The organism is Cellulosimicrobium sp. E-16, assembly GCF_049913115.1.
GTDB lineage: Bacteria > Actinomycetota > Actinomycetes > Actinomycetales > Cellulomonadaceae > Cellulosimicrobium.
Window position 1 is genome coordinate 3367206 of sequence record NZ_CP183974.1, and the last position, 25709, is coordinate 3392914.

The following is a 25709-nucleotide window of genomic DNA, read 5'->3' on the forward strand; positions in this document are numbered from 1 at the left end:
ACCATGACCGCTCCCCTGCTGACCACCGTCGACGACCTGGCCACGACCGACGCCGCCGCACCGCCGCGCCGTCGGGCCGCCCCCGCGCCGCCCGCCCGCTCCACGAGCGTGCCCGCCGAGCTGCCCGCTCGCCTGCTGCGCTGCGTCGGCGAGCGTCCCGTCCCGACACTGGACCTGGCCGACGTCACGACCGCGCGGGCACCGCAGCACGTCGTGCGGGGACGCCCGCTCGCACCTCCGGCGGCACCGCTCCCGCTGCCGGACCCGACGGCCCTGTGCTGCGCCGTCGTGCGGGCTGCCGTCGAGGTCGTGCGCGGCGAGCGCACCGTGGGCCAGCTCGCCCGGTGGGTGTCGCCCGAGATCTACGAGACGCTCGCCCGGCGGTCGCGGCTCGTCGCCGACGCCCCGCGCGCGACGACGACCCGGCCCGTCACCGTGCGCCGCGCACGCGTGCTGCGGATCGGCGACGGCGTCGCGGAGGGCACGGTCGTGGTCGAGGACGGTGACCGCGTGCGGGCCGCCGCGGCACGGCTCGAGGCTCGCCGGGGCACGTGGCGCGTGGTCGCGCTCGAGATCGGGTGACCGGGCCCGACCCCACCGACGACGGCGGGGCGCGCCACCCGCTGGTGGCACGCCCCGCCGTCGTCGGTCCCGTCACGGCGTACGCCGGACGGGTCGGGGATCACTCCTCGTTCTGGCCGTGGCAGACCTTGTACTTCTTGCCCGAGCCGCACGGGCACTGCGCGTTGCGCGGGGTGCCGGGGAACGTGCGACCGTCGCTCTCCACCGCGCTCGCCTCGCCGTGCAGCGCGCGGCGCGAGCGCCGGCTCGCGTCGCCCGAGACGACGGCCTGACCGGTTCCGTCCTCGCTCGGCGCGCTGTACGACAGCGGGACCTGCCGGTCGGGACCGTCGAGGCCCTTGGCGATGAGCGTGCCGGGGCGGTCACCGCTCGGGCCGCCGAACGCCGCCGGGGCCGTGACCGGAGCGGGCTCCGGCTCGACCGGCGCGTCCTCGACCGGGGCGTCGACCGCCGGTGCGTCCTCGACGGGAGCGTCCGCCACGGCGGCGCCCTGCGCCGGAGCGGCGGCCTGCTGGGCCGCCGCCGCGAGGCCTGCGGCCGCACCGGCCGAGGCCGCGCCCGCCGCCCCGCCGAGCGCCTGACCGGCCGCCGACTGCGCCGCCTGGGCGGCGTCCGCGACCGAGATCGCCGGTGCCTGGCCCGGCGCCGCGCCCGGCTCGGCGACCTTGACCTCGAGGTTGAAGAGGTACCCGACCGTCTCCTCCTTGATGGCCTCGGTCATCGCCTGGAAGAGCTGGAAGCCCTCGCGCTGGTACTCGACGAGGGGGTCGCGCTGCGCCATCGCGCGCAGGCCGATGCCCTCCTTGAGATAGTCCATCTCGTAGAGGTGCTCGCGCCACTTGCGGTCCAGGACCGAGAGGGTCACGCGCCGCTCGAGCTGGCGCATGTTCGTCGAGCCGAGCTGCTCCTCGCGGCTCTGGTAGGCGATGCGAGCATCGGAGAGGATCTCCTCGAGCAGCATCTCGCTCGTCAGACGCGTCTCTCCGCCCGCCTGCTCGACGACCTCGTCGGGCTCGATCGAGATGGGGAAGACCGCCTTGAGCGCGGTCCACAGGGCGTCCAGGTCCCAGTGCTCCGGGTTGCCCTCGGCCGTCGCACCCTCGACGTACGCGGTGACGACGTCGGTGAGGAAGTGCTGCACCTGCTCCTGCAGGTCCTCGCCCTCGAGCACGCGGCGACGCTCGTCGTAGATGACGGTGCGCTGGCGCGACAGGACGTCGTCGTACTTGAGGACGTTCTTGCGGATCTCGAAGTTGCGCGACTCGACCTGGCCCTGCGCGCTCGCGATGCCGCGCGTGACCATCTTGGACTCGAGCGGCACGTCGTCGGGGAACCCGGCGCGGTTCATCATCGACTCGGCGAGGGTCGAGTTGAACAGGCGCATGAGGTCGTCCTGCATCGACAGGTAGAAGCGGGACTCGCCCGGGTCGCCCTGACGACCGGAACGACCGCGGAGCTGGTTGTCGATGCGGCGCGACTCGTGGCGCTCGGTGCCCAGCACGTAGAGCCCCCCGAGCTCACGGACCTCGTCGTGCTCCGCCGCGACCGCGGCCTTCGCCTTCTCGAGCGCGTCGGGCCAGGCGGCCTCGTACTCCTCCGGGTTCTCCGCGGCGTCGAGGCCGCGCGCCGCGAGGTCCGCGACCGCCATGAACTCGGCGTTGCCGCCGAGCATGATGTCGGTACCGCGGCCGGCCATGTTCGTCGCGACCGTCACGGCGCCCTTGCGGCCCGCGAGGGCGACGATCGAGGCCTCGCGCTCGTGCTGCTTCGCGTTGAGGACCTCGTGCGGCACGCCCTGCTTCTTGAGCTTGGACGACAGCAGCTCGGACTTCTCGACGCTCGTCGTGCCGACCAGCACCGGCTGTCCCTGCGCGTGGCGCTCGACGATGTCCGCGACCACGGCGTCGAACTTGCCCTCCTCGTTCTTGTACACGAGGTCGGCCTGGTCGACGCGCTGCATCGGCCGGTTCGTCGGGATCGGCACCACGCCGAGCTTGTACGTGCCCTGGAACTCGGCCGCCTCGGTGTCCGCCGTACCGGTCATGCCCGAGAGCTTGGAGTACAGGCGGAAGTAGTTCTGGAGCGTGATCGTGGCGAGCGTCTGGTTCTCCGCCTTGATCTGCACGCCCTCCTTGGCCTCGATGGCCTGGTGCATGCCCTCGTTGTACCGACGGCCGGGCAGGATGCGCCCGGTGTGCTCGTCGACGATCATGACCTCGCCGTTGAGCACGACGTAGTCCTTGTCGCGCTTGAAGAGCTCCTTCGCCTTGATGGCGTTGTTGAGGAACCCGATGAGCGGCGTGTTCAGCGACTCGTAGAGGTTGTCGATGCCGAGGTAGTCCTCGACCTTCTCGATGCCCGGCTCGAGCACGCCGACGGTGCGCTTCTTCTCGTCGACCTCGTAGTCGGCCCCCTGGTTCAGGCGCCGCACGACCTTCGCGAACTCGCCGAACCAGCGGTTCGTGTCGCCCGACGCGGGACCGGAGATGATGAGCGGCGTCCGCGCCTCGTCGATGAGGATCGAGTCGACCTCGTCGACGATCGCGAAGTGGTGGCCGCGCTGCACGAGGTCGTCCGTGGACCACGCCATGTTGTCGCGCAGGTAGTCGAAGCCGAACTCGTTGTTCGTGCCGTACGTGATGTCCGCGGCGTACTCCTGGCGGCGCTGCGCGGGCGTCTGGCCGGACAGGATGACGCCGGTCGTCAGGCCGAGGAAGCGGTAGACGCGGCCCATGAGCTCGCTCTGGTACTTCGCCAGGTAGTCGTTGACCGTGACGACGTGCACGCCCTTGCCCTCGAGCGCGTTGAGGTACGCGGCCGTGGTCGCGACGAGCGTCTTGCCCTCACCGGTCTTCATCTCGGCGATGTTGCCGAGGTGCAGCGCCGCGCCGCCCATGAGCTGCACGTCGAAGTGCCGCTGGCCGAGCGTGCGACGGGACGCCTCGCGCACCGCCGCGAACGCCTCGGGGAGCAGGTCGTCGAGGGTCTCGCCCGCCTCGAGGCGCGCCTTGAAGCGGTCGGTCTCCTCGCGCAGCTCCTCGTCGGTGAGATCCTCGAAGCCCGGCTCGAGCTTGTTGACCTGGTCGGCGATGCCGGACAGCTTCTTGAGGATCCGGCCCTCGCCGATGCGAAGGACCTTGTCGAGGATCGAAGGCACGCAGGACTCCCGTATCGATCGGTGCCCGGGCCGGGTGGTCCGGGAGCAGCGCCGACGCTCTCCCGCGCGGGCGCGCACGGCAGCGGACGTCGGCAACGTCACACAACATCGTAGGCGAGTCGGAGCGACGTCGGACCCGCCCGGGTTTCGCCGACGACGAACCTCGCCGGCGAGACCCCGCGCCAGGGTACGACGCCGGGTCCCTGCACGGGCGGGCTGCCCACCGGCGCCCCGGCCCCGACCCGCCCCCGACCGACCGTCAGCCCGTCGTCGCCACCTCGGCCGCGAGCGCGGGGGCCAGGTCTCCCGAGAGCGCCACGTCGACGTCCGGCACGCCGAGCCACCCACCGAGCACGCGGAGCTCCGCGGCGAGCCGGGCCGCCGTCTCCTCCCCCGCCCCCTGCTCGCGGTGCGCCGACAGCACCCGCAGCACGCCCGCCCGCCGGTCGGCCTTGAGGTCGACCCGGGCCGTGAGCTGCTCTCCCTCGAGGAAGGGAAGGACGTAGTAGCCGTGCACCCGCTTCGGTGCCGGCACGTAGATCTCGATCCGGTAGTGCACGTCGAACAAGCGCTCGAGCCGCGTGCGCTCGAACACGAGCGGGTCGAACGGGTTGAGCAGCGTCGTCGCCGTCGCGCGACGCGGGAGCGCGGCGTCCGCGTGCAGGTACGTCGGCTCGTCCCAGCCGCGCACCGTCACCGGCCGCAGCGTGCCCGCCTCGACGAGCTCGTCGAACGCCGTGCGCACCGCGGGACCGCGGAGACGGAAGTAGTCCTTGAAGCAGCGCAGCGTCCCGACCCCGTGCGCGCGCGCACCGATCTCGAGGAGAGCCCGGACGGCGTCGGCGTCCGCGACGGGCGGCGCCGCGACGACCTCCGGCGGGAGCACGCGTTCCGTGAGGTCGTAGCAGCGCTCGAACGCGCCGTTGCGGCGCGCGGACGTGATCTCGCCCGTGAAGAACAGGAACTCGAGCGCCCGCTTGGCGACGGTCCAGTTCCAGCCCCACTGGGACCGGTCCCGCGGGTGCGCCCGACCCTCCGCCTCCAGGATCTCGTGCACCTCGCTCGCCGTGATGGGGCCCCGCTCGGTGACGAGTCGGCGCACGTCCTCCACGGCCTCGGAGTGACTCATCTCGACCGCGCTGATCGTTCCCCACGCCTCCGTCCGGTAGCGGCGGCGACGCCACTCCAGCAGCGGCCACGTGCTCGGCGGCACGTACGACGCGACGTGCGCCCACGTCTCCACGAGCCGGCGCGGCGCCCGTCCCGCCGCGCGGTCCAGCAGCGCCGTGTCGTACGGGCCGAGACGCGCGTACAGCGGCATGAGGTGCGCCCGCGCGAGCACGTTCACCGAGTCGATCTGGAGCAGCCCGAGGCGGTCGATCACCCCCTGGACCTGCCGCATCGTCGGCGCCCGCCCGGCAGCCCCGGCGCCCGCGCCGTCGTACGGGCGCGGGCGGTGCAGCCCCTGCGCGGCGAGCGCGACGCGGCGCGCCTGGGACAGGGACATCGACTCGGACCTCGACGGCGTGACGACCACCCTCCGATCCTGCCCGACCCCACCCACACTCCCGCAGGTCCGGACAGCGCGACGCGCCCGGACCCGAGGAGGGTCCGGGCGCGTCGGTGCGGGTCAGGCGGTCTTCTCGACCGCTGCGTCGGCGCAGTCGCAGGACGTGTCGAGCGCGACGACCCCGTACGTCCAGCCGCGGCGCCGGTAGGCGACGGACGGGCGCGAGGTCTCGACGTCGACGAACAGGAAGAAGTCGTGGCCGACCATCTCCATCTCGTACAGCGCGTCGTCCACGGTCATGGGTTCCGCGGAGTGCAGCTTCTGCCGGATGACGACGGGCGAGTCGCCGAGGGTGGTCTCGACGGCCTCCCCGGGCTCGCTGGGCGCGGTCGGCGCCGGCGGCGGGGGTGCGGCGTGCGTGGCCGGGTCGTAGGGACGCACGTCGACGGGCGGCACGACGGTGTGGTTGCGGTGGTCCTTGCGACGGTCGCGGGCACGGCGCAGGCGCTCGGCGAGCTTGTCCATCGCGAGGTCGAGGGCGCCGAACCGGTCGTCGGCCGCTGCTTCGGCGCGGACGACGGGTCCCTTGGCGCGCACGGTCAGCTCGACGCGTTCGCGGACCCCGGAGAGCCTCGGGTTGTTCTCGTGGGTGACCTCGACGTCCACGCGCTGCGCCGTGGGCGCGAGCTGCTGGACCTTGGCGAGCTTGTCCTCCACGTGCCGGCGGAAGCGGTCTGCCACTTCCGTGTGCCTGCCGACGACGACGATCTCCATGTGAGCCTCCGCGAGGATCTTGTGCGGCGCCCGGCTCGATGCGTCCGAGCGCCTCGTTCGGATTCGGTAGGAGCACCCGGTTCCGGGTGCGGTGGGCTACCACCTCCTTGCGGCGCGAGGCCGCGCGCTCGGTACGCTCGCGCGGCGCCGGACGTGCTCTGCACCTCCGTCGTCCGCGGCGACTGGCCCTCAGACTAACCCGCGCTCCGGGGTGTCGGCAGCACCAACGGGCGGTGAACCGGAGGACCTTCGCCCCGTCCGTCGGACGGGGAGTCACGGCACCCCCGGGACGGTCCCGCGGACGGCCTCGCGACGCCGCGAGGGCGCGGGCGTCGCCGCGACGACGAAGGCCCCCAGCACGGGCAGGCCGGCGCGCACGAGGGCGGCCTCGCTCGCGGCGAGGGTCGCTCCGGTGGTGAGGACGTCGTCGACGAGGAGGCACGGGAGGCGGTCGCGCACGGCCTCGCGCACCCGAGGACGCATCACCGGCCCGGTCGCGACCCCGACGGCACCGAGACGTGCGCCGCGCGCCCGGGAGCCCAGCCCGACCTGGTCGCGCGCGCGCCCGCGCTGCACGAGCAGGGGCACGACCCGTGCTGGTGTCCCCGAGGCCGTGAGGCCCGCCGCGACACCGCGCGCGAGCACGACGACGGGGTCCCGGCCGCGTGTCCGCCGCGCCGCGGCGGACGTCGGCGCGGGAACGACCAGGACCGCCCGGGGCGACGGTCCGCGGTCCGTTCGCGCCAGCGGCCTCGCGACGGGTCGGGCGCCCGCACCGAGGAGCCCGGCCAGCGCGGTGCCCGCGCGACGTGCGACCGCGGCCAGCGGCGGGTCGAGGTCCGCCCGGCCGCGGTCCTTCCACGCGACGACCACTCCTCGTACGGGCCCTGCGTAGTGCGCGGGCGCCCACACCGGCAGGGGCGCGACGCCGTCGAGCCGGTCGAGGCGTGGGGCGGCCTGCTCACGGCGCCGCAGCGGGGCGTCCAGGGGCGCGAGGCAGTCGGCGCACCAGCGGACGTCGGGCCGGTCGCACCCCGGGCAGGCGACCGGCAGGACGAGGCGCACGACGTCGTCGAGGGCACGGAGGAGCACCCGACCAGCCTGCCCGCGCAGGGCTCCGCGTGGGGGCGCGGGTGCGAGACCTGTGGACGACGGCGCCGCCCGGGCGCGCCGCCGTCCCGGCGGCCGGGCCTGTGGTCCACCCCGCACGAGCGACGGGCCGCCCTGGGACGGCGCGACGTCGCCGGCGCCGTCAGCCCGGGAAGGTGGGCAGCCGCACCTCGGTCGCGACCCTGGTCCAGAGCGTCGAGGTGCCTGCGGCGTAGAGGCTGCTGTCGCTCGTCCCGACGAGCGTCGTCGAGACGCCCGTCGCCGACGCGAGCGACACCGCGTCCTCGACCGGCGACGAGGGCACCGTGGGCCCGCCGACGGGGACGCGCTGCACCACGGGCTCGGCCGTCCCCGCCGTCCTGCCGAGGACACCCAGGAGCGCGCGGTCGACCCACGTGACCTGGGTGGCCGCCAGCACGGGCTGGCCCACCCGGACCGGCTCGGAGAGCTGGGTGGGGCGACCGGACTCGTCGCGGACGATGCCGGCGACGTGGATCTGCGCCCCGCTCCCCGCGTCGCTCACGACGGCGACCCGCGCGCCGTCCGGGGCGACCCGCACCGACATGACCGTGCGCCCCTCGAGCCAGGCCGCCGCGACGGGGGTCACGGCCTCGTCCGAGCCCGCCTCCCCGAGGTCGACCACCTGCAACGAGCCCGCCTGGACCTGCGGACCGCTCCACAGGTACTGGTAGCGGTCGATCGACGGGGCGAGGAGGTTCGACCCGGTGAGGAGCGTCGTCGGCCCGGCCTCCGCGGTGGGCGCCGTGACGATGCGGCTGCCCCCGTCGCGGACGACGAACGCGGCGTCCGTGGAGCGTCCCCGGAACGCGAGGGCCGTGGGCTGGAGGCCCGTGAGCGGCACGGCGGACGCGACCGGCTCGGTCGTGCGGCCCTGGAGCCTCATGATCTGGTCGCCCGCCAGGACGACGGGGTCGTCGGGGGTCGTGGCGACGCCGATCGTCGGGACCTCGTCGGCCGAGAGCACGGACCCGCCGACGTCGACCGTGATCTCGACGCGTCCCCCGAGGGAGGCCTGGAGCTGGGCCAGCAGCAGGGCACGGTCCGCGGACGAGGCCGCGGTGACGGGATCCGTGAGCGGCACGGAGATCGTCCCCTCCACCGCCGGGACCGAGTCGATGCTCAGCGCGGTGCCCTCGGGAGCGACGGTCGCCACGGAGCCGGCGAGCCACTCCGACGGCCCGCGCAGGGTCTCCCGGACCGCGAGCGCCTGCCAGTTGCGGCTGGGGAACCAGCGCGCGTCGGGCACGAGGTACTCCCGGTCGAGCGTCGGGAAGTAGAGGTTGACCTGCTTGTACGTCTGCGCGAAGTTCGTCTCGGTGATCGTCAGGCCGTCGTCGACGGTGTCGATGCGCCACTGGTCCTGGTCGTCGCGCACCAGACCGTAGGAGATCTCGATGGTCTGCCCGGGGACCTCCTCGGTGTAGACCCCGTGCTCGTCCACGGTGCCGACGAGCTCGGCGGTCGTGCGGACCGTCGTCGTCCCGCCCTCGAGCGTCGACTCGTCCACGACGAGCTCGGGCTCCCCCGCGACGACCGCCACCTGGGCGAGCGGGGACCACTCCTCCTGGACCTCCGGCGTGAGGAACTCCGAGGCGACGTCGAACGAGCTCCGGGCGCCCTGGGCCTGGGCCGCGAGGAAGCCCTGGACGATCTGGGACGGCGACGCGTCGGGACGCGGGGCGGCCGCGCTGACGAACGGCTGGCCGGGATCCTCCGGGGTCGCCTGCCCCTCGGTGACCGGTCCGGACGTGGGGATCGAGGCGCACGCGGCGAGCGCGGCGACGAACGCCGTCGCGAACCCGGCGGCGAGCGTGCGCACGGTCCGACGGCGCAGCGTCCCGGTCGTGGTCATCGCGCCTCCTGCACGTCGTCGGTGGTCAGCCGCTCCGGCTGCTCCCCGGGGCGGGGCGCCGCTCCACGGCCGGGGTGCGGGTCGTGGTCGCGCGGCAGGACGACGGGGATGCCGCCCGTGACGGACGGGAGGTCGGCGGGACCGGCCGTCCCCTCGACGTCCTCGACGACCGGGGTCGTGGCGCTCCACTCGGCGGGGAGGCCTCGGCCGACCGCCGCCTCCGACACGAGCGGCAGCGGCGACGACTGGAGCCGGATGCCCGCGCGCCGCGGGAGCGTGAGCCGGAAGCTCGCGCCGCGCGCCGGACGGCCCCACGCCTCGAGCCAGCCACCGTGCAGGTGGGCGTCCTCGAGCGAGATCGCGAGGCCCAGACCCGTGCCGCCGGTCGTGCGGGCGCGGGCAGGGTCGGCGCGCCAGAACCGGTCGAACACGTGCGGGACCTCGTCCGCGGTCATCCCGACGCCGTGGTCGCGCACCGCGACCGCGACGGCGTGCCCGTCGCCCTCGACCGTGATCTCCACGGGCCGCTCCTCGGCGTGCTCGATCGCGTTGACGACGAGGTTGCGCACGATGCGCTCGACGCGCCGGGGGTCGACGTCCGCCGTGACGGGCTCGTCGCCGAGGTGGACCGACAGCCACACGCCCTTGCGCTCGGCGAGCGGGGCGGCGTGGTCGACCGCGGCGTTGACGACGTCGCGCAGGTCGCGGCGCTCCGCGTCGAGGACCGCGGCCCCCGCGTCGAAGCGGCTGATCTCGAGCAGGTCCGCGAGCAGGTCCTCGAACCGGTCGAGCTGGGTCTGCAGCAGCTCGGTCGAGCGCTTCGAGACGGGGTCGAAGTCCTCGCGCGAGGAGTGCAGCACCTCGGACGCCATGCGGATCGTCGTGAGCGGCGTGCGCAGCTCGTGCGAGACGTCGGAGACGAACCGGCGCTGGAGCATCGACAGCTCCTCCATGCGCCCGATCTGGTCCTGCAGGCTCCGTGCCATCTCGTTGAACGAGTGCGCGAGCGAGGCCATCTCGTCGTGCCCCTTGACCGGGAGCCGTTCGTCGAGGCGACCGTCGGCGAGCCGCTCGGCGACGGTCGCCGCCTGCCGCACGGGCAGCACGGCCTGGCGGGTGACGAGCGCGGTGATGCCGACGAGCAGCGCGAGCAGGACGAGCGCGCCGACGAGCAGGACGGACTGCAGGAAGCGCAGCGTCTCCTGGTCGGCCTCCAGGTCGTACAGGTAGTAGAGCTCGTACGTCCCGGCGACGGGCACCTCGACCGTCGAGCCGACGACGATGCCCGGCACGACCGGCGAGGCGGGGTCCGCCGGGTCGACCGGGATCCCGACGGACTGCAGGTACTGCTCGCCGTCGGCGGTGACCGTGGCCGCGCGCATCTCGGGCGTGACGAGGTCGACGAGCTGCGGGTTCGTCGACAGGTCGAGGAACCCGACGGTGCTCGACCCTCCCGCCTGCCACAGGAAGACGTCGCGCGACGATCCCGTGGTCTGCAGCATCGAGAACAGGTCGAACAGCAGCGACTGCGCCTCCGTCGCGTTCGCGGCGGGCGACGCGTCGAGCGTGCTGCGCGCCTGCTGCGTCGACTGCGCGCTCTCCAGGTCCACCTCGGCCGCGCGCCGCTCGTAGAGCCCGTCGCGCATCGCGTCGGTGAGGTAGGCGCCGAGCGCGCCGACCGTGAGGACGCCCACGACGAGCGCCGACGTCACGACGCGAAGCTGCATCGACGAGCGCCAGCGCCACACGACGCGGCGGGCCGTGGCACGCGCGCGTCGACGGACCCGGCGCCAGAGCCCTCGCCAGCGCCCGTCGGTGGAGCCGGCCGTCGCGCTCACGTGCGGGTCGCGCCCGCCTTGTACCCGACGCCGCGGACGGTCAGCACGATCTCCGGGTTCTCGGGGTCGTGCTCGATCTTCGAGCGCAGGCGCTGGACGTGGACGTTGACGAGGCGCGTGTCCGCGGCGTGGCGGTAGCCCCACACCTTCTCGAGGAGGACCTCGCGCGTGAACACCTGCCAGGGCTTGCGCGCGAGCGCGACCAGGAGGTCGAACTCGAGCGGCGTGAGCGCGACCTGCTCGCCGCCGCGGGAGACGCGGTGGCCCGTCACGTCGATCTCGACGTCACCGATCGACAGGTGCTCCGGGGCCGGCTCCTCCGTGCGACGCAGGCGCGCCCGGATGCGAGCGACGAGCTCCTTGGGCTTGAACGGCTTGGAGATGTAGTCGTCGGCGCCCGACTCGAGCCCGAGGACGACGTCGACCGTGTCGCTCTTCGCGGTGAGCATGATGACGGGCACGCCCGACTCGGCGCGGATGAGGCGGCACACCTCGGTGCCGTCCTTGCCCGGGAGCATGAGGTCGAGGAGCACCAGGTCCGGCTGGGTGCTGCGGAACGTCTCGAGCGCGAGGTCCCCGTCCGCGCAGAACACGGGTTCGAAGCCCTCGGAGCGCAGGACGATCCCGATCATCTCGGCCAGGGCGGTGTCGTCGTCCACCACGAGCACACGAACCTTCATGCGGACATCTTGCCATCGACGCGCCTCACCTCGGCGCGGCCTGACGCCGCGCCGCGGGTGAACCCGCCGCGCCTCGCGCCGAGGTGGCGGGCCGGTCCCGCGTGCGCACGAGGCGAGGTCGGCAGGCGCGTGGCCCCGGCCGTGCCACGCGGGACCACGCCTCTCCTCGGCACGGCGGGCAGGGGCGCGTACTAGGGTGGCCTCGCCGCCGTTGCCGATCCTCGCCCGGCGGCCTGGAACGACGCCCGAGCCGACCGCGGGGGACCACGAGCACATGAGCACACCCGACACCTCCGGCACGCCGGACGGTGCCACGCCGGACCCGACGGCGGCACCCGGTCCGACGACGCCCGCGGGCCCCGGCGGCGACGCCGGAGGCTGGGGAGCCCCCGCGTACGGCGCACCCGGCTACGGCGCGCCGGGCAGCACAGCCCCGCAGCCGCCGCCCCAGCCCCAGTACGGCCAGTACGCCCCCGGGTACGAACCCGGGCAGGTCCCGACGGCGGACCAGCCGCCCGCGCCCGGCGGGTGGGGGCAGCCGTCGTACGGGCAGCCGCAGTACGGTCAGTCCGCGCCGCAGGCTCCGGGCGGGTACGGCCAGCAGGGCTACGGACAGGGGCAGCACGGACAGGGTCAGTACGGCCAGGGTCAGTACGGACAGCCGCAGTACGGCGCCCCCGGCTACGGCCCGCCCGCCGGGTTCGCGGGCGCGTCCTACGTGCCGCCCGCCGCGAAGCCGGGCATCGTCCCGCTCCGCCCCCTGTCGCTCGGCGAGATCTTCGACGGTGCCTTCGGCGCGATCCGGCACAACCCCCGGGTCATGCTCGGCATGAGCGCGCTCGTCGTCGTGATCGCGACGATCATCGGGGCGCTCCTCGGATGGGCGTTCTCCGGCTACTTCGCCGACTTCTTCCTCTCCCTGCCCAGCGAGTCCGGGCTCGGCGGGATGGAGAACGACTTCGCGATGCTCTACTCGAGCACGCTCGGGACCGGGCTCACGACGAGCCTCGCCACCCCGATCGTCAGCGGTCTGCTGACGGTGTCCATCGGGCAGTCCGTCATCGGGCGCAAGGCCACGATCGGAGAGGTCTGGTCGCAGGTCGGGCGCCGCGCCTGGTTCCTCATCGGCTTCTCGCTCCTGCTGGGCCTCGCGTGGGCGGTCGCCGTCGCGCTGGTCGTGCTCCTGGTCGCGCTCGGCTTCGCCGCCACGACCGGGCTCGGCGTGGTCCTGCTCGTCGTCGCCCTCCCGGGCCTCCTCGTGCTCGCCGTCTGGGTCGGTACCCGGACCGGGCTCGTCCCCCCGGCGCTCGCGCTCGAGGGCCAGCCGTTCTGGGCGACCGTCCGGCGGTCGTGGCGTCTGACGCGCGGCAGCTTCTGGCGCCTCTTCGGCATCTACCTGCTGGCCTACGTCGCGATGTACGTCGTCGTGCAGATCGTCGTCTCGCCGTTCAGCATCGTGAGCACGTTCCTCCTCGCCGCGGGTCAGGCCTTCCTCGCGAACGCCCTGCTGGCACTCGGTGTCGCGGTCTCGACCATCGTCATGACGCTGTTCCTCGGGAGCGTCGTGGCGCTCCTCTACATCGACGTGCGCATGCGTCGTGAGGGCCTGGACGTCGAGCTCGCCACCGCGGCGAACGCGCAGCCGCCCGCATGACGCTGCGGTCGCTCGCGGCCGACGTGCCCGTGCAGCCGGACGCCGACGAGGCGCGCCGGTGGCTCGTCGAGGAGCTCGCGAAGCCCGAGTACCGCACGGAGCCGTCGCTCCTCCAGCGGTTCCTCGACTGGCTGCTCGGGCTCTTCGACGGCGCGCCCACGATCGACCTGGGCGGCCCGCTCACCGCGGTGCTCGTCGTCGCGGTCGTGCTCCTCGTCGCCGGCATCGCCTACTGGGTGGCGGGCCCGGTGCGCCTGTCGCGCCGGGCGGCGTCGTCCGCCGTCGTGCACGACGACGACGCGCGGACCGCCGCCGAGATGCGTGCGGCGGCCGATGCCGCGGCGTCCCGGGCCGACTGGGCGACCGCCACGCTCGAGCGCTTCCGTGCCCTCGTCCGCTCGCTCGAGGAGCGGGCCGTCCTCGACGCACGTCCCGGACGCACCGCGTGGGAGGCCGCCGAGGCCGCGGGCGAGCGCGTACCCGACGTCGCCGACGGCCTCGCCCGCGGCGCGCACCTCTTCGACGACGTCGCGTACGGCAAGGCCGCCGTCGGGCCCGAGGCGGACGCGTTCCTGCGGGCGCTCGACGAGCGCACTTTGGCGACACGCCCCGCGCTGCGGGCAGAGCTCGCGAGCTCCGCCCCGACCTCGGGGGGTGGCGACGCGTGAGCACCACGGCGTCCCCGCCCCACCCCACCGCGCCCCCGTCCGGTGACGGTCCTCGAACCGTCACGACGGCGCACGTGCCCGTCGTGGGCGACGGCACCACGGCGGGCTCGCGCGCCCGCAGCCGGTGGCGTCGCGCGCGCTGGCCGGTGGCCGTGGTCGTCGCCCTCCTCGCGCTCGCCAGCCTGTCGGCGATCGCACGGCCGACGACGTCGTCCACGCCCCTCGCGCCGGACAACCCCGGGCCCGCCGGCGCCAGGGCCGTCGCGGAGGTCCTGCGCGACCAGGGCGTCGAGGTCACCTACGTGACCACGGTCGCGGACGCGGTCGCGGCGTCCGCGGACGGCGGCACGCTGCTCGTCGCGCAGGGCGACTTCCTGCTCGACGAGCAGGTGGAGGCGCTCGTGGGCACGCCCACCGACCTCGTCCTCGTGGCCCCGCCCGACTTCCTGCTCTCGCCCGCGACGGACGGGGGCGCGGAGCTCGCCTACGACTGGGGCTCGGGGTCGTCCGCGCGCTCCCCCCGCTGCGACGACCCGGCCGCGGAGGCGGCCGGCGCGCTGCGCTCGGACGGCGTCGGCTTCCTCGCGCTCGACCGGACGGCCGTCCTGTGCTTCCCCTCCCCCGACGACCCGGCCATCGGCGCCTACCTCGTGCACGAGACCGACGAGCGGACCGTGCGCGCCGTGGACACGACGGCCGTGCTGCGCAACGACTCGGTCACCGAGGACGGGAACGCGGCGCTCGCCCTGTGGATGCTCGGCGAGAACGACCGCCTCGTGTGGCTCGTGCCCGACCCGTTCGACACGTCCCTCGGCGGCGGCGAGGACGAGCAGACCCCCGCGCTGTCGCTGCCGCCCTGGTTCGGCGTCGTCGCGCTCCAGGTGCTCGTCGTCGTGCTCGTCATCATGCTGTGGCGCGGCCGCAGGCTCGGCCCGCTCGTGACCGAGGACCTGCCGGTCGTCGTGCGCGCCGTGGAGACGACGCGCGGCCGTGGCCGCCTCTACCGGCGCGCGGGGGCCCGCGGGCACGCCGCGGCCGGGCTCCGCGCGAGCGCCGCGGACCGGCTCGCGGGCCGGCTCGGCCTCCCGCGCTCCGCCGACGCACCTGCCCTCGTCGACGCCGTCGCCCGCGCGACGGGCCGACCGGGCGAGCAGGTCGCCCAGCTCCTGTACGGACCACCACCCGCCGACGACGCGGCGCTGCTCGAGCTCGCGCGTCACCTTGACCGGATCGAGAGCGAGGTCTACCACTCGTGACGCACCACCCCGACGGCTCCGTGCCGCAGCCCGACCGCTACGCGCCGCCACCGCGCCCGGACCAGCCGGCTCCGCAGGACCCGAGCGTCGCCGACCGCGTGAGCGCGGCCGCCGGCGCCCCCGGGCACGAGCCCGGACCGGGCGGTCCCGGAGCCCCGACGCCGGGCTACGCCACCGCGCCCCCGGCTGCCTACGGCCAGCCCGGCGTACCCGCACCAGCACCCGCGCCCGTGCACGACGCGCCGCCCGCGCCGTCTCCCGAGCTGCGCCAGGCACTGGCCGCCGTCCGCACCGAGGTCGGCAAGGCCGTCGTCGGGCAGGACGGGGCCGTGACGAGCCTGCTCATCGCGCTGCTGTGCAAGGGCCACGTGCTACTCGAGGGCGTGCCCGGCGTCGCCAAGACGCTGCTCGTGCGCACGCTCGCCGCCTCGCTCGACCTCGGCACCAAGCGCGTGCAGTTCACGCCCGACCTCATGCCCGGCGACGTCACCGGCTCGCTCGTGTACGACGCGCGGACCGCCGAGTTCTCGTTCCGCGAGGGGCCGGTCTTCACGAACCTCCTGCTCGCGGACGAGATCAATCGCACGCCCCCCAAGACGCAGGCCTCGCTCCTCGAGGCGATGGAGGAGCGCCAGGTGTCGGTGGACGGGACCCCGCGCCCGCTGCCCGACCCGTTCCTCGTCATCGCGACCCAGAACCCCGTCGAGTACGAAGGCACCTACCCGCTGCCCGAGGCCCAGCTCGACCGCTTCCTGCTCAAGGTCGTGCTGCCCCTGCCCGAGCGCGAGCAGGAGGTCGAGGTGCTCGCGCGGCACGCCGCGGGGTTCAACCCGCGTGACCTCGCGGGCGCGGGCGTGCGCCCCGTCGCCGGGCGGGACGTGCTCGACCGGGCGCGCGCGGAGGTCGCGCGCGTCCAGGTCGCGCGCGAGGTCCTCGGCTACGCCGTCGACGTGTGCCGCGCGACGCGCCACTCCCCCTCGCTGTCGCTCGGCGTCTCCCCGCGCGGCGCCACCGCGCTCCTCGCGACGGCGCGTGCGTGGGCGTGGCTGTCCGGCCGCTCCTACGTGACGCCCGACGACGTCAAGGCCCTCGCGCACCCGACGCTGCGCCACCGCGTGCAGCTCCGGCCCGAGGCCGAGCTCGAGGGCGTGACGGCCGAGAGCGTGCTCGACACCGTGCTCGCGTCCGTCCCCGTCCCCCGCTGAGGCGTCGCACGTGGCCCTGACGTGGCGCGCCGTCGTGCTGACGGCGCTCGGGATCGTCCCCGTGCTGCTGTTCCCCGTGCCGGGGACGGTGCTGGTGTGGACGCTGCTCGTCGTCGCGCTCTGCGCGCTCGATGCGTCGCTCGCGGCGTCCCCGCGGCGCGTCGCGATCGAGCGCCGCGTCCCGGGCTCCGTCCGGCTCACCGACACGACGACGTCGCGCCTCACGCTTACCAACCTGGCACCGCGGCGGCTGCGCGCGCTCGTCCGGGACGCGTGGCCGCCGTCGGCCGGGACCCAGGTCAACCGGCACCCGGTCGACCTGCCACCCGGCGAGGCCACGCGCGTCACCACCGTCCTCGTGCCGACCCGGCGCGGCGAGCGCGTCGCCGACCGGGTCACGATCCGCTCGTTCGGCCCGTTGCGCCTCGCCGCGCGCCAGGCCTCGATCACCGTGCCCGGCCGGCTGCGCGTGCTCCCCGAGTTCGCATCCCGCCGCCACCTGCCGAGCCGGCTCGCGCGCCTGCGCGAGATGGACGGTCGCGCGGCGGTCCAGGTGCGCGGCGAGGGCACCGAGTTCGACTCGCTGCGCGAGTACGTGCTCGGCGACGACGTCCGCTCGATCGACTGGCGCGCGTCCGCCCGAGGCCGGGACATGGTCGTGCGCACGTGGCGACCGGAACGCGACCGGCGCGTGCTCATCGTCGTCGACACGTCGCGCACGTCCGCGACCCGCGTCGGCGACGAGCCGCGCCTCGACGCGAGCATCGAGGCCGCGCTCCTGCTCGCCGCGCTCGCCGGCCGCGCGGGCGACCGCGTCGAGCTCGTCGCGTACGACCGCACCGTGCGCTCGCGCGTCGCCGGGGCCGCCGGTCCGCGCCTCATGCCCGCCATGGCCGACGCGCTCGCCCCCCTCGAGCCCGCGCTGCTCGAGACCGACTGGCCCGGGCTCGTCGGCGCGGTGCACGAGCGCCTGTCCCAGCGCGCGCTCGTCGTGCTCCTGTCCACCCTCGACGCCGCCGCGGTCGAGACCGGGCTGCTCCCCGTCGTCGGGCAGCTCACGGCCAAGCACCAGGTCGTGCTCGCGGCCGCCGGCGACCCCGAGGTCGTCGCCCTGCGCGACGAGCGCACCGGCACCGCCGAGGTGTACGACGCCGCCGCCGCGGCACGCGGGGAGATCGAGCGCGCCGCCGTGACGACCGTCCTGCGCCAGCGTGGTGTCGAGGTCGTCGACGCCCTCCCCGACGACCTCGCCCCCCGCCTCGCCGACACCTACCTCGCCCTCAAGGCCGCCGGCCGCCTCTGACGTCCGGGCCGCTGCGCGGTCAGCCGACCGCGAGGTAGAACCTCCGGTCGCGAGATAGAGCTCCGCACGTTCTACCTCGCGACCGGGGGTTCTACCTCGCGAGCACGGTTGCTGCCTTCGCGGGCGAGGTAGGGTCGTGCGGGTATTTCCACCGAGCTCAGGAGAACCCCGTGGCCTGGCAGCCGACCGATCCCCGACAGCGCGCACGGCGCAACCGTCGCGTCGCGATGATCGTCGTAGCGGCGCTCCTCGCGACGTTCCTCATCCCCGCGCTCGCGATCGTCCTGTCCTGACCCGCCGATGGTGGACGGGCGGTTCGGGCCGCGGCTGAGCCACGACGACCTCAACCGTGCGCTGCTCGCGCGCCAGCACCTCGACGCCCCGCGCGCGGGGTCGGTGCTGGACGAGGTGCGGCACCTCGTGGGGCTTCAGTCGCAGGTGCCGTCGTCGCCGTACCCGGCGCTGTGGTCGCGGCTCGCGACGTTCACGCCCGACGACCTGGGCTCGCTGCTCACCGCCCGTGACGTCGTGCGCGTGGGCGCGCTGCGCGGCACGGTGCACCTGGTCGCCGCGGACGACGTGCTGGGGCTCACCGCGCTGGTGCGGCCGACGCTCGCCGCGTACCTGCGGGCGAAGAACCAGCACGGCGCGGCCCTCGCCGACGTCGACCTCGACGAGCTCGAGGAGGTCGCACGCGACCTCCTCGAGGAGCCGCTCACCTCGGTCGAGCTCGGCAGGCGGCTCGCGGAGCGGTGGCCCGACGTCGACCCCAAGCACCTCGCGTACGGGGCGCGCTGCCTGCTGCCGCTGGTCCAGGTGCCGCCGCGCGGGCTCTGGGGCGCGAGCGGGCCGGGCACCACGACCACCTGGACGACGGCGCACGCCTGGCTGGGCCGCTCCGACCCGGTCCTCGACGCGGTCGCGCACGACACGGACCCCGACGCCGTCCTCGCGACCCGCGTCGTCCTCGTGCGGCGCTACCTGGCGGCGTTCGGCCCGGCCTCCGTGGTCGACGCGCAGCGGTGGGCGGGGCTGACCCGGCTCAAGGCCGCGTTCGACGTGCTGCGTCCCGAGCTCGTGACGTTCACCGGCCCGGACGGCAAGGAGCTCTTCGACCTCCCCGACGCGCCCCGCCCGCCCGGCGACGCCCCCGTGCCGACGGTCCTCGCGGGCGACTTCGACAACCTCGTCCTGGCGCACGACGACCGGACGCGGGTCCTCGGCGACGTGCCGGTCAAGAGCGTCGTGAGCATCAACGGCCAGGTCGCGGCGACGGTGCTCGTCGACGGACGCGTGGCCGGGGCGTGGACGGCGCGCCCCACAGCGACGACCACCCCGTCCGCCCCCGCCCGGGCGGCGACCGAGGAGACGTCAGCCGTCGCGCCGGCAGACGATGTCGTGCACGTCGAGGTGCGCCCGCTGCGCGGCCCCGCGGGTGACGCGGCCGGCCGCGGTACGGCTGCGGGCGGGATGGGCGACGCCGACGTCCGCCGCTCTCCCGCGGACCGGCTCCGCGAGCCCGGCGTGCGCGACGCGGTCGTCACGCGCGCCGAGGACTGGGTCCGGTGCGCGTGGCCGGGCGCGCGGGCGCGCGTCGTCGTGCACGACTGACTGAACCCCACGAGCCCCGAGCCGAGAGCAGGAGCCCGGGAGAGGAGCCGGGAGAACTGTCAGGCTGCGACCGGGGCGACGTCGCCCGCGTGGTCGGCGGTGAGGTCGCCGGTCTCGCCGGCCGCCACGGCACGACGGCCGAGCACGATCGTGTAGACCCAGAACCCGGCGAGCGCGATCGCGCCGATGACGATCTTGAGCCACCACGGCATGGTCGAGCCCGTGACGAAGCCCTCGATGACGCCGGAGATCGCGAGCGCGATGACGAGCCCGATCGCGACCGTGACGAGCGCGCGGCCCTCCTGGGCGAGGGCGCGCGAGCGCGGGAGCGGGCCGGGGTCGACCCAGGCCCAGAAGATCCGGAGACCTGCGGCACCGGCGACGAACACGGACATGAGCTCGAGCAGGCCGTGCGGCGCGATGAGCTGGAGGAACAGCCCGAGCTCGCCGTGCGCGGCCATCATGCCGCCGGTCGACCCGATGGCCACGGCGTTCGAGAACAGCACGTAGGCGGGGAAGATCCCCGTGATGCCCAGCCCGATGCACTGGGCCGCGATCCAGGCGTTGTTGGTCCAGACGACGGTGGCGAAGTCGAGGCCGGGGTCGTAGTAGGACGCGAACGCCTCGTTCACGTAGTTCTCCTGGACGCTCGGAGGCCCCATGGACGCGAGGCCCTCGGGCGTCGTCGCGACCCAGATCCCGGCGACGAGCGCCACGACGAGGCACGCGACCGTCACGCCGACCGACCACCACCGGATCCGGTACAAGGCGGCCGGGAGGGACACCGTGAGGAACCGCACGACGTCGCGCCACGCGGGCTCGTGCGCCCCGGCGATGCGCGTCCGTGCCTTGCCCAGGAGGACCGAGAGGCGCGAGATGAGCACGGGGTCGGGCGCGACGGACCGGACGGTCGACAGGTGCGTCGCGACGGCCTGGTAGAGCCGGACCAGCTCGTCCGCCTCGGCGCCGTCGAGCGTGCGCCGCGAGGTGAGGGTCTCCAGGCGGTCCCACTGCGCGCGGTGCACGTCGGTGAAGGCGTCGAGGTCCACGACCGATACCCTGCCACACAGGGCGTGCCGCCGGTGCGCCGACCGGCGCGCGGGCACGGACCCGTGGCGGAACGAGGGCGAGGAGCAGCGTGCGGGACGGCATCCTGATCGGCGAGGGCGTGGTCCTCGACGCGCGACCGGCGTCGTTCGTCACGCGCGGCCTCGCGCTCTTCCTCGACATGCTGACGCTCTTCGTCGCGCTGTTCGCGCTGCTCTTCGCGACGTCGGGCTCGCTCGAGCTGGTCGACCCGGACTTCGCCCCGGCCATCGGCATCGCGCTCGCCGTCCTCGTCATGGTCGTGATCCCGACGACGGTCGAGACGCTCTCGCGCGGCCGCTCGCTCGGCAAGCTGGCGCTGGGCATCCGCGTCGTGCGCGACGACGGCGGCCCGGTCCGCTTCCGGCACGCCTTCCTGCGCGCCCTGGTCGGCATCGGCGAGATCTGGCTGACGCTCGGCTCGGTCGCGCTCGTCGCGTCGCTGACGAACGACAAGGGCAAGCGCCTCGGCGACATGGCGGCGGGGACCTACGCGATCCGGGTGCGGGGCGGGCGGCCGACGCTCGCGCCGCTCGTCATGCCCCCGTACCTCGCCGCGTGGGCGTCCCACGCGGACATGCGCCGCCTGCCCGACGGCCTCGCGCTCGCCGCGCGCCAGTTCCTGGCGCGTGCGGACAAGCTCCACCCGGCGTCGCGGGCCCGGCTGGGCCAGGAGCTCGCGGGACAGGTCGAGCGGTACGTGGCGCCCGGCCCACCGCCCGGCACGCACCCGGAGACGTTCCTCCTGGCGGTGCTCGCCGAGCGGCGCGACCGGGACTGGGCGACGGCGCAGCGCGCGCAGGCGCTCGCCGGCGAGCAGGCCGAGCTGCTGCACCGGCTCCCCTACTCGATCCCCGACCCCACGCGCTGACGCCCTGGCGCGCGCTGCACGGGACGCGCGTCCTCGAACCGGCCGACGACGCGGGAGATGCCCAGGAGCACGAGCGCGAAGGCGCCGAACCAGACCGGGCGGCTCGCCCACCAGTCGGCGCTGCCCGGCGCCGGGAGCTGCTGGCCGAGCACCACGAGCACCGTCCCGACGACGACGATCATCGCGGTGAGGTGCCACAGGTAGACGGTCATCGACCGTCGGGCGAGACCCGCGACGACGCCCCGGCCGCGCCCGTCCGCCCAGCGCACGAGCGGTCCTCGGGCGGCGAGCGCGAGCGCGACGAGCGCGACCGCGTGCAGGACGACCGGCGCCGTCGGCGGACCGAGGTTCGACATCGCGTCCCCCGGCATGCCGATGAGCGAGACCGGGTACGGCCCGACGACGACGAGCAGGGCCGCGAGCGCCGCCGCCGCGAGCCCGACCCCGACGAGCACGAGCGGCCGCGGGAGGACGGCGACGGGCACCACGCGTCCCCGCCGCACGACCCGCGTCCCCGAGCGCGCGTCGGCGTACAGGAGCCCGATCGCGTAGGGCACGGCCCACACGAGCAGCACGTCGACGAGCGCGAGGCGTTCCAGACCGGCGCCGAAGCGGAGCGCCTCGACGACGAGCGGCGCGGCGACGAGAGCGGCGACGGCCCACCAGCCCGCGGCGTGCAGCGCGCGGCGCAGGAGCGGCGTGAGCACGACGAGGCCGAGGTACACCGCGAGGAACCACAGGAGCTGCGGCGCGAGCGTCCCGAGCGAGCGCACGGCGTCCCCGGGCAGCCCGACCGCGAGCAGCACCCCGATCGCGACGACCCACGCCCCGACGAACACCCCGACGGGCCGCAGCAGCCGGGGCAGGCGCCGCCCGGCGAGCCGTGCCCCGGCCGCGAGGTCGGCGAGGACGCTCGGGCGGGCCACCACCCGCCCCGCACCCGCCGGCCCGGGCGAGCGACCGCCGCCGGGCCCGCGCCGCAGCCCGTACGCGGCCGAGGCTCCGGCGGCGAAGAACAGGAGCGCGAGCACCTGGAGGACCCAGGTGACGGTCCAGCCGGCGCCGTGCGCGAGGGCGTTGCCGATGCGCAGGTGCTCACCGTCCCACGTCGCGTCCGCCATGAGCCAGTGCACCGAGAGGACGCTGAGCGTCGCGAGGGCCCGCACGGCGTCGACGAACACGTCGCGCCGCGGTCGGCGGGGGTCGTCCGCCGCAGGGAGCCGGACCGGCGCGGTGCCGGGTCTCCGCGCGGTGCCCGACGGCGGTCGGTCCCGGTGGGCCTGCGCCCCGCCCGGGGGCGACGGGTGGGCGGGTGCGGGTCGCGCGCGGGACGGCGCACGGGTCGGGGACGGCGGCGGCGACAGGACGGCCACGGGATGCTCCAAGGTCGGCGTGCCCGGGAGGATCCCCGGTGGTCACCAGTCTCGAAACATCCTGTTCGTCCCGGTACGGGACGGTCCCCCGGCCCTGCCGCGGCGGACCACCTGGTCCGACGGGGGTTGTCCCCCGCCCCCGCTCAGACCTTGAGGTAGCGCAGCACGGCGAGCACGCGGCGGTGGTCGCCCGCGTCCTGGGGCAGACCGAGCTTGCCGAAGATCGACGTGACGTTCTTCTCGACCGCGCCGTAGGAGAGGAACAGCGCCTCCGCGATGGCGGAGTTCGACCGCCCCTGCGCCATGAGCTCCAGGACCTCCGTCTCGCGCGGCGTGAGGCGCGCCAGCCCGTCGTCGGACCGCGAGGCGCCCATCAGCTGGCTCACGACCTCGGGGTCGAGCACGGTCTGCCCGGCCGCGATGCGCGTGAGCGCGTCGACGAACTCGCCGACGTCCGCGACGCGGTCCTTGAGCAGGTACCCGACGCCGCGCGCTCCCCCGGTGAGCAGCTCGCTCGCGAACCTCGTCTCGACGTACTGCGAGAACAGCAGCACCCCGAGGTCGGGGTGCGCGGCGCGCAGCGCGAGGGCGGCGCGCAGGCCCTCGTCGGTGAACGTCGGGGGCATGCGGATGTCGACGACCGCGACGTCGGGCAGGGCGTCCTCGGCCGCGAGCCGGGCGACCCGCGCGACGAGCTCGTCGCCGTCCGCGACCGCCGCCACGACCTCGTGGCCGCGGCGCGTGACGAGCGCGACGAGCCCGTCGCGCAGGATGGCGGAGTCCTCGGCGATGACGAGCCGCATGGTGTCCTTCCGGTCGGGCGGGCCGTGCGACGGCCCCGGCGGGCGTGGTGCCCCGGGGACATCGTGCCCGACGCCGTCCACACGTCCCGGCAGGACACGGTCGTCCGTGCGCACGTCAGACCCGCACGGGCAGGAGGACCGTGACGACGGTGGGGCCGCCGACCGGGCTCGTGAGCTCGAACGTGCCGTCCACGGAGCGCACGCGCTCCGCGAGGCCCGCGAGGCCGGACCGCTGGCCGTCGGAGCCGGGCTGCACGACGCGCGCGCCGCCCTGGCCGTCGTCGCGCACCCGCAGGCGCAGGCGCGCCCCGCGGCCGCTGCCCTGCCGCTCGACGAGCACGTACACGCCCGTCGCCCGCGCGTGCTTGACCGCGTTCGTCACGAGCTCGGCGACGCAGAAGTACGCGATCGACTCCACGGCCGGCGCGAGCCGCCCGGACGCCTCGACGGCGGGGTCGACGTCGACCGTGACCGGCAGCGGCGAGCGTGCCGCGAGCGTCTCCAGCGCGACCGCGAGCCCGTTGTCGAGCGCCGGCGGGTGGATGCCGCGCGCGAGCTCGCGGAGCTCGACGAGCGCCTCCTTGGTCGACGAGTGCGCGAGGTCGACGAGCTCGAGCGCCTCGTCGGGGTCGCCGCCCCCGGCGAGCTGCTCCTTGGCCTCCCCGAGCTGCATCGCGACGGCGACCAGGCGGGCCTGCGTGCCGTCGTGCAGGTCGCGCTCGATGCGCCGCAGCTTCGCGTCGGCGTCCTCGACGGTGCGGCCGCGCGACTCCTCGAGGTCGGCGACGCGCAGGCTCGAGAGGGTCGGGCCGAGCAGCGCCACGGTGAGCGCGCGGAAGAGCTGCGCGAAGCCCCGCGTGATCTGCGCCCAGAGCCAGAGGAAGAGCAGGCCGACGACGACGAGGCCGAGCTGCCGCACCGGGGTGTCGACGAACCAGTCCGTGCCGAACGACGCGCCACGGTGCCACGACCCGTCGCTCGCCTGCTGCAGGGGGAGCCAGCGCGACCAGATCCAGTGCGTCATCCCGCCCAGCCCCACGGCGAGGAACACCGTGCTCACGACGAAGGACACGATCGCGAGGGGGAACGTGACGAGGAGGAAGAGCACGGCCCGCCAGCCGGTCCCGTCGCCGATGCCGCTCCACAGCGTGCTCCAGAACCCGCGGCGCCGGACGTACGGCGCGGGGGCGGCGACGTCGATGCCGAGCGCCGAGCGCGCCAGGGACCGGTACATCGAGCCCCAGCCCCGCCCGCCGACCACGACCCACCCCGCGACCACGAGGCCGATGACCGGCACCAGCATCGCCACGAGGAAGACGACCGCGAACAGCCCGTAGGTGAACGCGAACGGCGCGAGGAGGATCGCGAGCCACAGGTACCCGTACGCGCGCCACGTCTGCCGGTGGAACGGCGCGCTCGCGAACGCCACCCGCTCGCGGTGGTCGACGTACCGCGGGTCGGGCTGCGTGCCGGCGAACGTCGTCGCGTCCATCGCCGTCGCGGACGTCGCGGCGACGTCCCTCGCGGGTGCGGTCGGCGCCGTCAGGGGGCCCTGCGCCGGTCCCGGGGTCGGGGTGCCCGACGTCGGGTCGCCCGCGGGCACGACGCTCGGCTGGTCAGGGGTCACGGCAGTCATGGTGCCAGTCTGGGCGTGCCGTGGTCACGGCGACAGGGTGGCCTCCGCCGCGCCGGGGTGGGGACAACCCCCGTGTCACCCGGCGCGGCCGGGTCAGTGCAGGAGGTACTTGACGGCGATGACCACGCCCGCGAACGCGGTGGCGAGCAGGGTCTCCCCGACGAGGCGGCGGCCCCGGGCGCCCGCCCGGTAGGCGGCGAGGAAGCCGACGACGCCGAGGAGGAGCACGGTGAACCACACCGCGACGAGTGCCGCGTTCTCCACGTCGAGCCCGAACGCGTAGGCGAGCAGGTAGACCACCATCCCGGGGACCGCGCCGAGCAGCACCCCGACGTTGAGCCGCAGCGCCGTGAGGGTGCGGTCCCACAGGGAGTGCCCGCTGTCGTGGAAGCGCCCGCTGACAGCGTCCACGTAGCAGTGCGCGAGCCAGTACCCGACGGCGACGAGGCCCGTCGCGATGATCACCCGGTCCCCCGTCGGGGCGTGCACGCTCGACACCGCCATGACGAACCCGGCGACGATCGCGCCGTAGAGCAGGTCGTGCGGGGGCTCGCGCTCCCACCGGTCGCCCACCCGGTGCCACAACGGCCTGACGCCTGGGGGCGGCCCCTCCGGCTCACCGTCGACCGGCGGACCGGCCCGTCCCGCCGTGCCCCCGCCCGTGGGGGGCGAGGGCACGGCGGAGCGACGCTCGTCGGGCGACAGGTCCATGCGGCCTC

At 75.1% G+C, this 25709-nt stretch carries 21 protein-coding genes and 1 pseudogene; 9 read left to right on the top strand and 13 right to left on the bottom strand.

Annotated elements, in window-relative coordinates; translation table 11 throughout:
• Nucleotides 1-3 precede the first annotated feature (3 nt).
• Complete coding sequence (locus tag ACN9MS_RS14840) at nucleotides 4-582, top strand: Rv3235 family protein (RefSeq protein WP_426309268.1); 579 nt, start codon at nucleotides 4-6, stop codon at nucleotides 580-582.
• Between the two features lie 100 nt (nucleotides 583-682).
• Here the strand turns inward: ACN9MS_RS14840 and ACN9MS_RS14845 are convergent, their stop codons facing one another.
• The 8 genes and pseudogenes from ACN9MS_RS14845 to mtrA all read right to left on the bottom strand — a co-directional run bounded on the left by ACN9MS_RS14845 (nucleotide 683) and on the right by mtrA (nucleotide 11524).
• A complete protein-coding gene (locus ACN9MS_RS14845) occupies nucleotides 683-787 on the bottom strand; it encodes an SEC-C metal-binding domain-containing protein (RefSeq protein WP_426311902.1) in 105 nt (34 codons plus the stop codon).
• A 71-nt stretch (nucleotides 788-858) separates the two neighbouring features.
• Nucleotides 859-3739 (bottom strand): annotated as a pseudogene (gene secA / locus ACN9MS_RS14850) (preprotein translocase subunit SecA); the annotation flags it as partial.
• Nucleotides 3740-3998: 259 nt separating this feature from the next.
• On the bottom strand, nucleotides 3999-5246 hold the full coding sequence (locus ACN9MS_RS14855) for a winged helix-turn-helix domain-containing protein (protein ID WP_426309269.1): 1248 nt from the start codon (nucleotides 5244-5246) through the stop codon (nucleotides 3999-4001).
• 123 nt (nucleotides 5247-5369) lie between these two features.
• Nucleotides 5370-6023 (bottom strand): ribosome hibernation-promoting factor, HPF/YfiA family, encoded by a 654-nt coding sequence (gene hpf / locus ACN9MS_RS14860; RefSeq protein WP_047232136.1) that lies wholly within the window; start codon nucleotides 6021-6023, stop codon nucleotides 5370-5372.
• Between the two features lie 273 nt (nucleotides 6024-6296).
• On the bottom strand, nucleotides 6297-7115 hold the full coding sequence (locus ACN9MS_RS14865; RefSeq protein WP_426309270.1) for a ComF family protein: 819 nt from the start codon (nucleotides 7113-7115) through the stop codon (nucleotides 6297-6299).
• Nucleotides 7116-7275: 160 nt separating this feature from the next.
• Nucleotides 7276-9006: an LpqB family beta-propeller domain-containing protein gene (locus tag ACN9MS_RS14870; protein WP_426309271.1), complete on the bottom strand. Its 1731-nt coding sequence runs from the start codon at nucleotides 9004-9006 to the stop codon at nucleotides 7276-7278.
• Entirely contained in the window at nucleotides 9003-10844 is a 1842-nt protein-coding gene (mtrB, locus tag ACN9MS_RS14875; RefSeq protein WP_426309272.1) for an MtrAB system histidine kinase MtrB, read from the bottom strand. Before mtrB ends, ACN9MS_RS14870 begins: the two co-directional genes overlap by 4 nt.
• Nucleotides 10841-11524 (bottom strand): MtrAB system response regulator MtrA, encoded by a 684-nt coding sequence (mtrA, locus tag ACN9MS_RS14880; RefSeq protein ID WP_047232133.1) that lies wholly within the window; start codon nucleotides 11522-11524, stop codon nucleotides 10841-10843. Before mtrA ends, mtrB begins: the two co-directional genes overlap by 4 nt.
• Nucleotides 11525-11798: 274 nt before the next feature.
• On the opposite strand from mtrA, the gene ACN9MS_RS14885 reads away from it, so the two are divergent.
• From ACN9MS_RS14885 to ACN9MS_RS14915, 7 genes are all read left to right on the top strand, one after another.
• Nucleotides 11799-13178, top strand: coding sequence for a DUF7544 domain-containing protein (locus ACN9MS_RS14885; RefSeq protein ID WP_426309273.1), 1380 nt, complete (start codon nucleotides 11799-11801; stop codon nucleotides 13176-13178).
• Nucleotides 13175-13846 carry a DUF4129 domain-containing protein gene (locus ACN9MS_RS14890; protein WP_426309274.1) on the top strand — a complete coding sequence of 224 codons (672 nt, stop codon included), beginning with the start codon at nucleotides 13175-13177 and terminating at the stop codon, nucleotides 13844-13846. The genes ACN9MS_RS14885 and ACN9MS_RS14890 overlap by 4 nt, the downstream gene beginning before the upstream one ends.
• Entirely contained in the window at nucleotides 13843-15102 is a 1260-nt protein-coding gene (locus ACN9MS_RS14895; RefSeq protein WP_426309275.1) for a DUF4350 domain-containing protein, read from the top strand. The genes ACN9MS_RS14890 and ACN9MS_RS14895 overlap by 4 nt, the downstream gene beginning before the upstream one ends.
• 98 nt (nucleotides 15103-15200) lie before the next feature.
• A complete protein-coding gene (locus ACN9MS_RS14900) occupies nucleotides 15201-16307 on the top strand; it encodes an AAA family ATPase (RefSeq protein ID WP_426311903.1) in 1107 nt (368 codons plus the stop codon).
• A 10-nt stretch (nucleotides 16308-16317) separates the two neighbouring features.
• Nucleotides 16318-17610: a DUF58 domain-containing protein gene (locus tag ACN9MS_RS14905; RefSeq protein WP_426309276.1), complete on the top strand. Its 1293-nt coding sequence runs from the start codon at nucleotides 16318-16320 to the stop codon at nucleotides 17608-17610.
• A 170-nt stretch (nucleotides 17611-17780) separates the two neighbouring features.
• On the top strand, nucleotides 17781-17903 hold the full coding sequence (locus ACN9MS_RS14910) for a hypothetical protein (protein ID WP_255318720.1): 123 nt from the start codon (nucleotides 17781-17783) through the stop codon (nucleotides 17901-17903).
• A gap of 7 nt (nucleotides 17904-17910) precedes the next feature.
• A complete protein-coding gene (locus tag ACN9MS_RS14915) occupies nucleotides 17911-19221 on the top strand; it encodes a winged helix DNA-binding domain-containing protein (RefSeq protein ID WP_426309277.1) in 1311 nt (436 codons plus the stop codon).
• A 59-nt stretch (nucleotides 19222-19280) separates the two neighbouring features.
• On the opposite strand, the gene ACN9MS_RS14920 is transcribed toward ACN9MS_RS14915, so the two are convergent.
• Entirely contained in the window at nucleotides 19281-20270 is a 990-nt protein-coding gene (locus ACN9MS_RS14920) for a stage II sporulation protein M (protein ID WP_378233952.1), read from the bottom strand.
• A gap of 89 nt (nucleotides 20271-20359) precedes the next feature.
• Here ACN9MS_RS14920 and ACN9MS_RS14925 point away from each other — a divergent pair, with 89 nt between their 5' ends.
• Nucleotides 20360-21178 carry an RDD family protein gene (locus ACN9MS_RS14925; protein WP_426309278.1) on the top strand — a complete coding sequence of 273 codons (819 nt, stop codon included), beginning with the start codon at nucleotides 20360-20362 and terminating at the stop codon, nucleotides 21176-21178.
• Here the strand turns inward: ACN9MS_RS14925 and ACN9MS_RS14930 are convergent.
• From ACN9MS_RS14930 to ACN9MS_RS14945, 4 genes are all read right to left on the bottom strand, one after another.
• Complete coding sequence (locus tag ACN9MS_RS14930) at nucleotides 21151-22359, bottom strand: acyltransferase family protein (protein WP_426309279.1); 1209 nt, start codon at nucleotides 22357-22359, stop codon at nucleotides 21151-21153. The genes ACN9MS_RS14925 and ACN9MS_RS14930 overlap by 28 nt on opposite strands.
• Nucleotides 22360-22694: 335 nt before the next feature.
• Nucleotides 22695-23354: a response regulator transcription factor gene (locus ACN9MS_RS14935; protein WP_087472475.1), complete on the bottom strand. Its 660-nt coding sequence runs from the start codon at nucleotides 23352-23354 to the stop codon at nucleotides 22695-22697.
• Between the two features lie 115 nt (nucleotides 23355-23469).
• Nucleotides 23470-24990 (bottom strand): sensor histidine kinase, encoded by a 1521-nt coding sequence (locus ACN9MS_RS14940; protein WP_426309280.1) that lies wholly within the window; start codon nucleotides 24988-24990, stop codon nucleotides 23470-23472.
• Between the two features lie 93 nt (nucleotides 24991-25083).
• Nucleotides 25084-25701 (bottom strand): hypothetical protein, encoded by a 618-nt coding sequence (locus ACN9MS_RS14945; RefSeq protein WP_426309281.1) that lies wholly within the window; start codon nucleotides 25699-25701, stop codon nucleotides 25084-25086.
• Between the last annotated feature and the right edge of the window lie 8 nt (nucleotides 25702-25709).

What these genes read in the sequence shown, in the direction of transcription:
- ACN9MS_RS14855 (WP_426309269.1), bottom strand. Translation starts at nt 5,246, where the DNA reads ATGTCCCTGTCCCAGGCGCGCCGCGTCGCGCTCGCCGCGCAGGGGCTG.
- ACN9MS_RS14915 (WP_426309277.1), top strand. Translation starts at nt 17,911, where the DNA reads ATGGTGGACGGGCGGTTCGGGCCGCGGCTGAGCCACGACGACCTCAAC.
- ACN9MS_RS14890 (WP_426309274.1), top strand. Translation starts at nt 13,175, where the DNA reads ATGACGCTGCGGTCGCTCGCGGCCGACGTGCCCGTGCAGCCGGACGCC.
- ACN9MS_RS14945 (WP_426309281.1), bottom strand. Translation starts at nt 25,701, where the DNA reads ATGGACCTGTCGCCCGACGAGCGTCGCTCCGCCGTGCCCTCGCCCCCC.
- ACN9MS_RS14885 (WP_426309273.1), top strand. Translation starts at nt 11,799, where the DNA reads ATGAGCACACCCGACACCTCCGGCACGCCGGACGGTGCCACGCCGGAC.
- mtrA (WP_047232133.1), bottom strand. Translation starts at nt 11,524, where the DNA reads ATGAAGGTTCGTGTGCTCGTGGTGGACGACGACACCGCCCTGGCCGAG.
- ACN9MS_RS14870 (WP_426309271.1), bottom strand. Translation starts at nt 9,006, where the DNA reads ATGACCACGACCGGGACGCTGCGCCGTCGGACCGTGCGCACGCTCGCC.
- ACN9MS_RS14840 (WP_426309268.1), top strand. Translation starts at nt 4, where the DNA reads ATGACCGCTCCCCTGCTGACCACCGTCGACGACCTGGCCACGACCGAC.
- ACN9MS_RS14940 (WP_426309280.1), bottom strand. Translation starts at nt 24,990, where the DNA reads ATGACTGCCGTGACCCCTGACCAGCCGAGCGTCGTGCCCGCGGGCGAC.
- hpf (WP_047232136.1), bottom strand. Translation starts at nt 6,023, where the DNA reads ATGGAGATCGTCGTCGTCGGCAGGCACACGGAAGTGGCAGACCGCTTC.
- ACN9MS_RS14935 (WP_087472475.1), bottom strand. Translation starts at nt 23,354, where the DNA reads ATGCGGCTCGTCATCGCCGAGGACTCCGCCATCCTGCGCGACGGGCTC.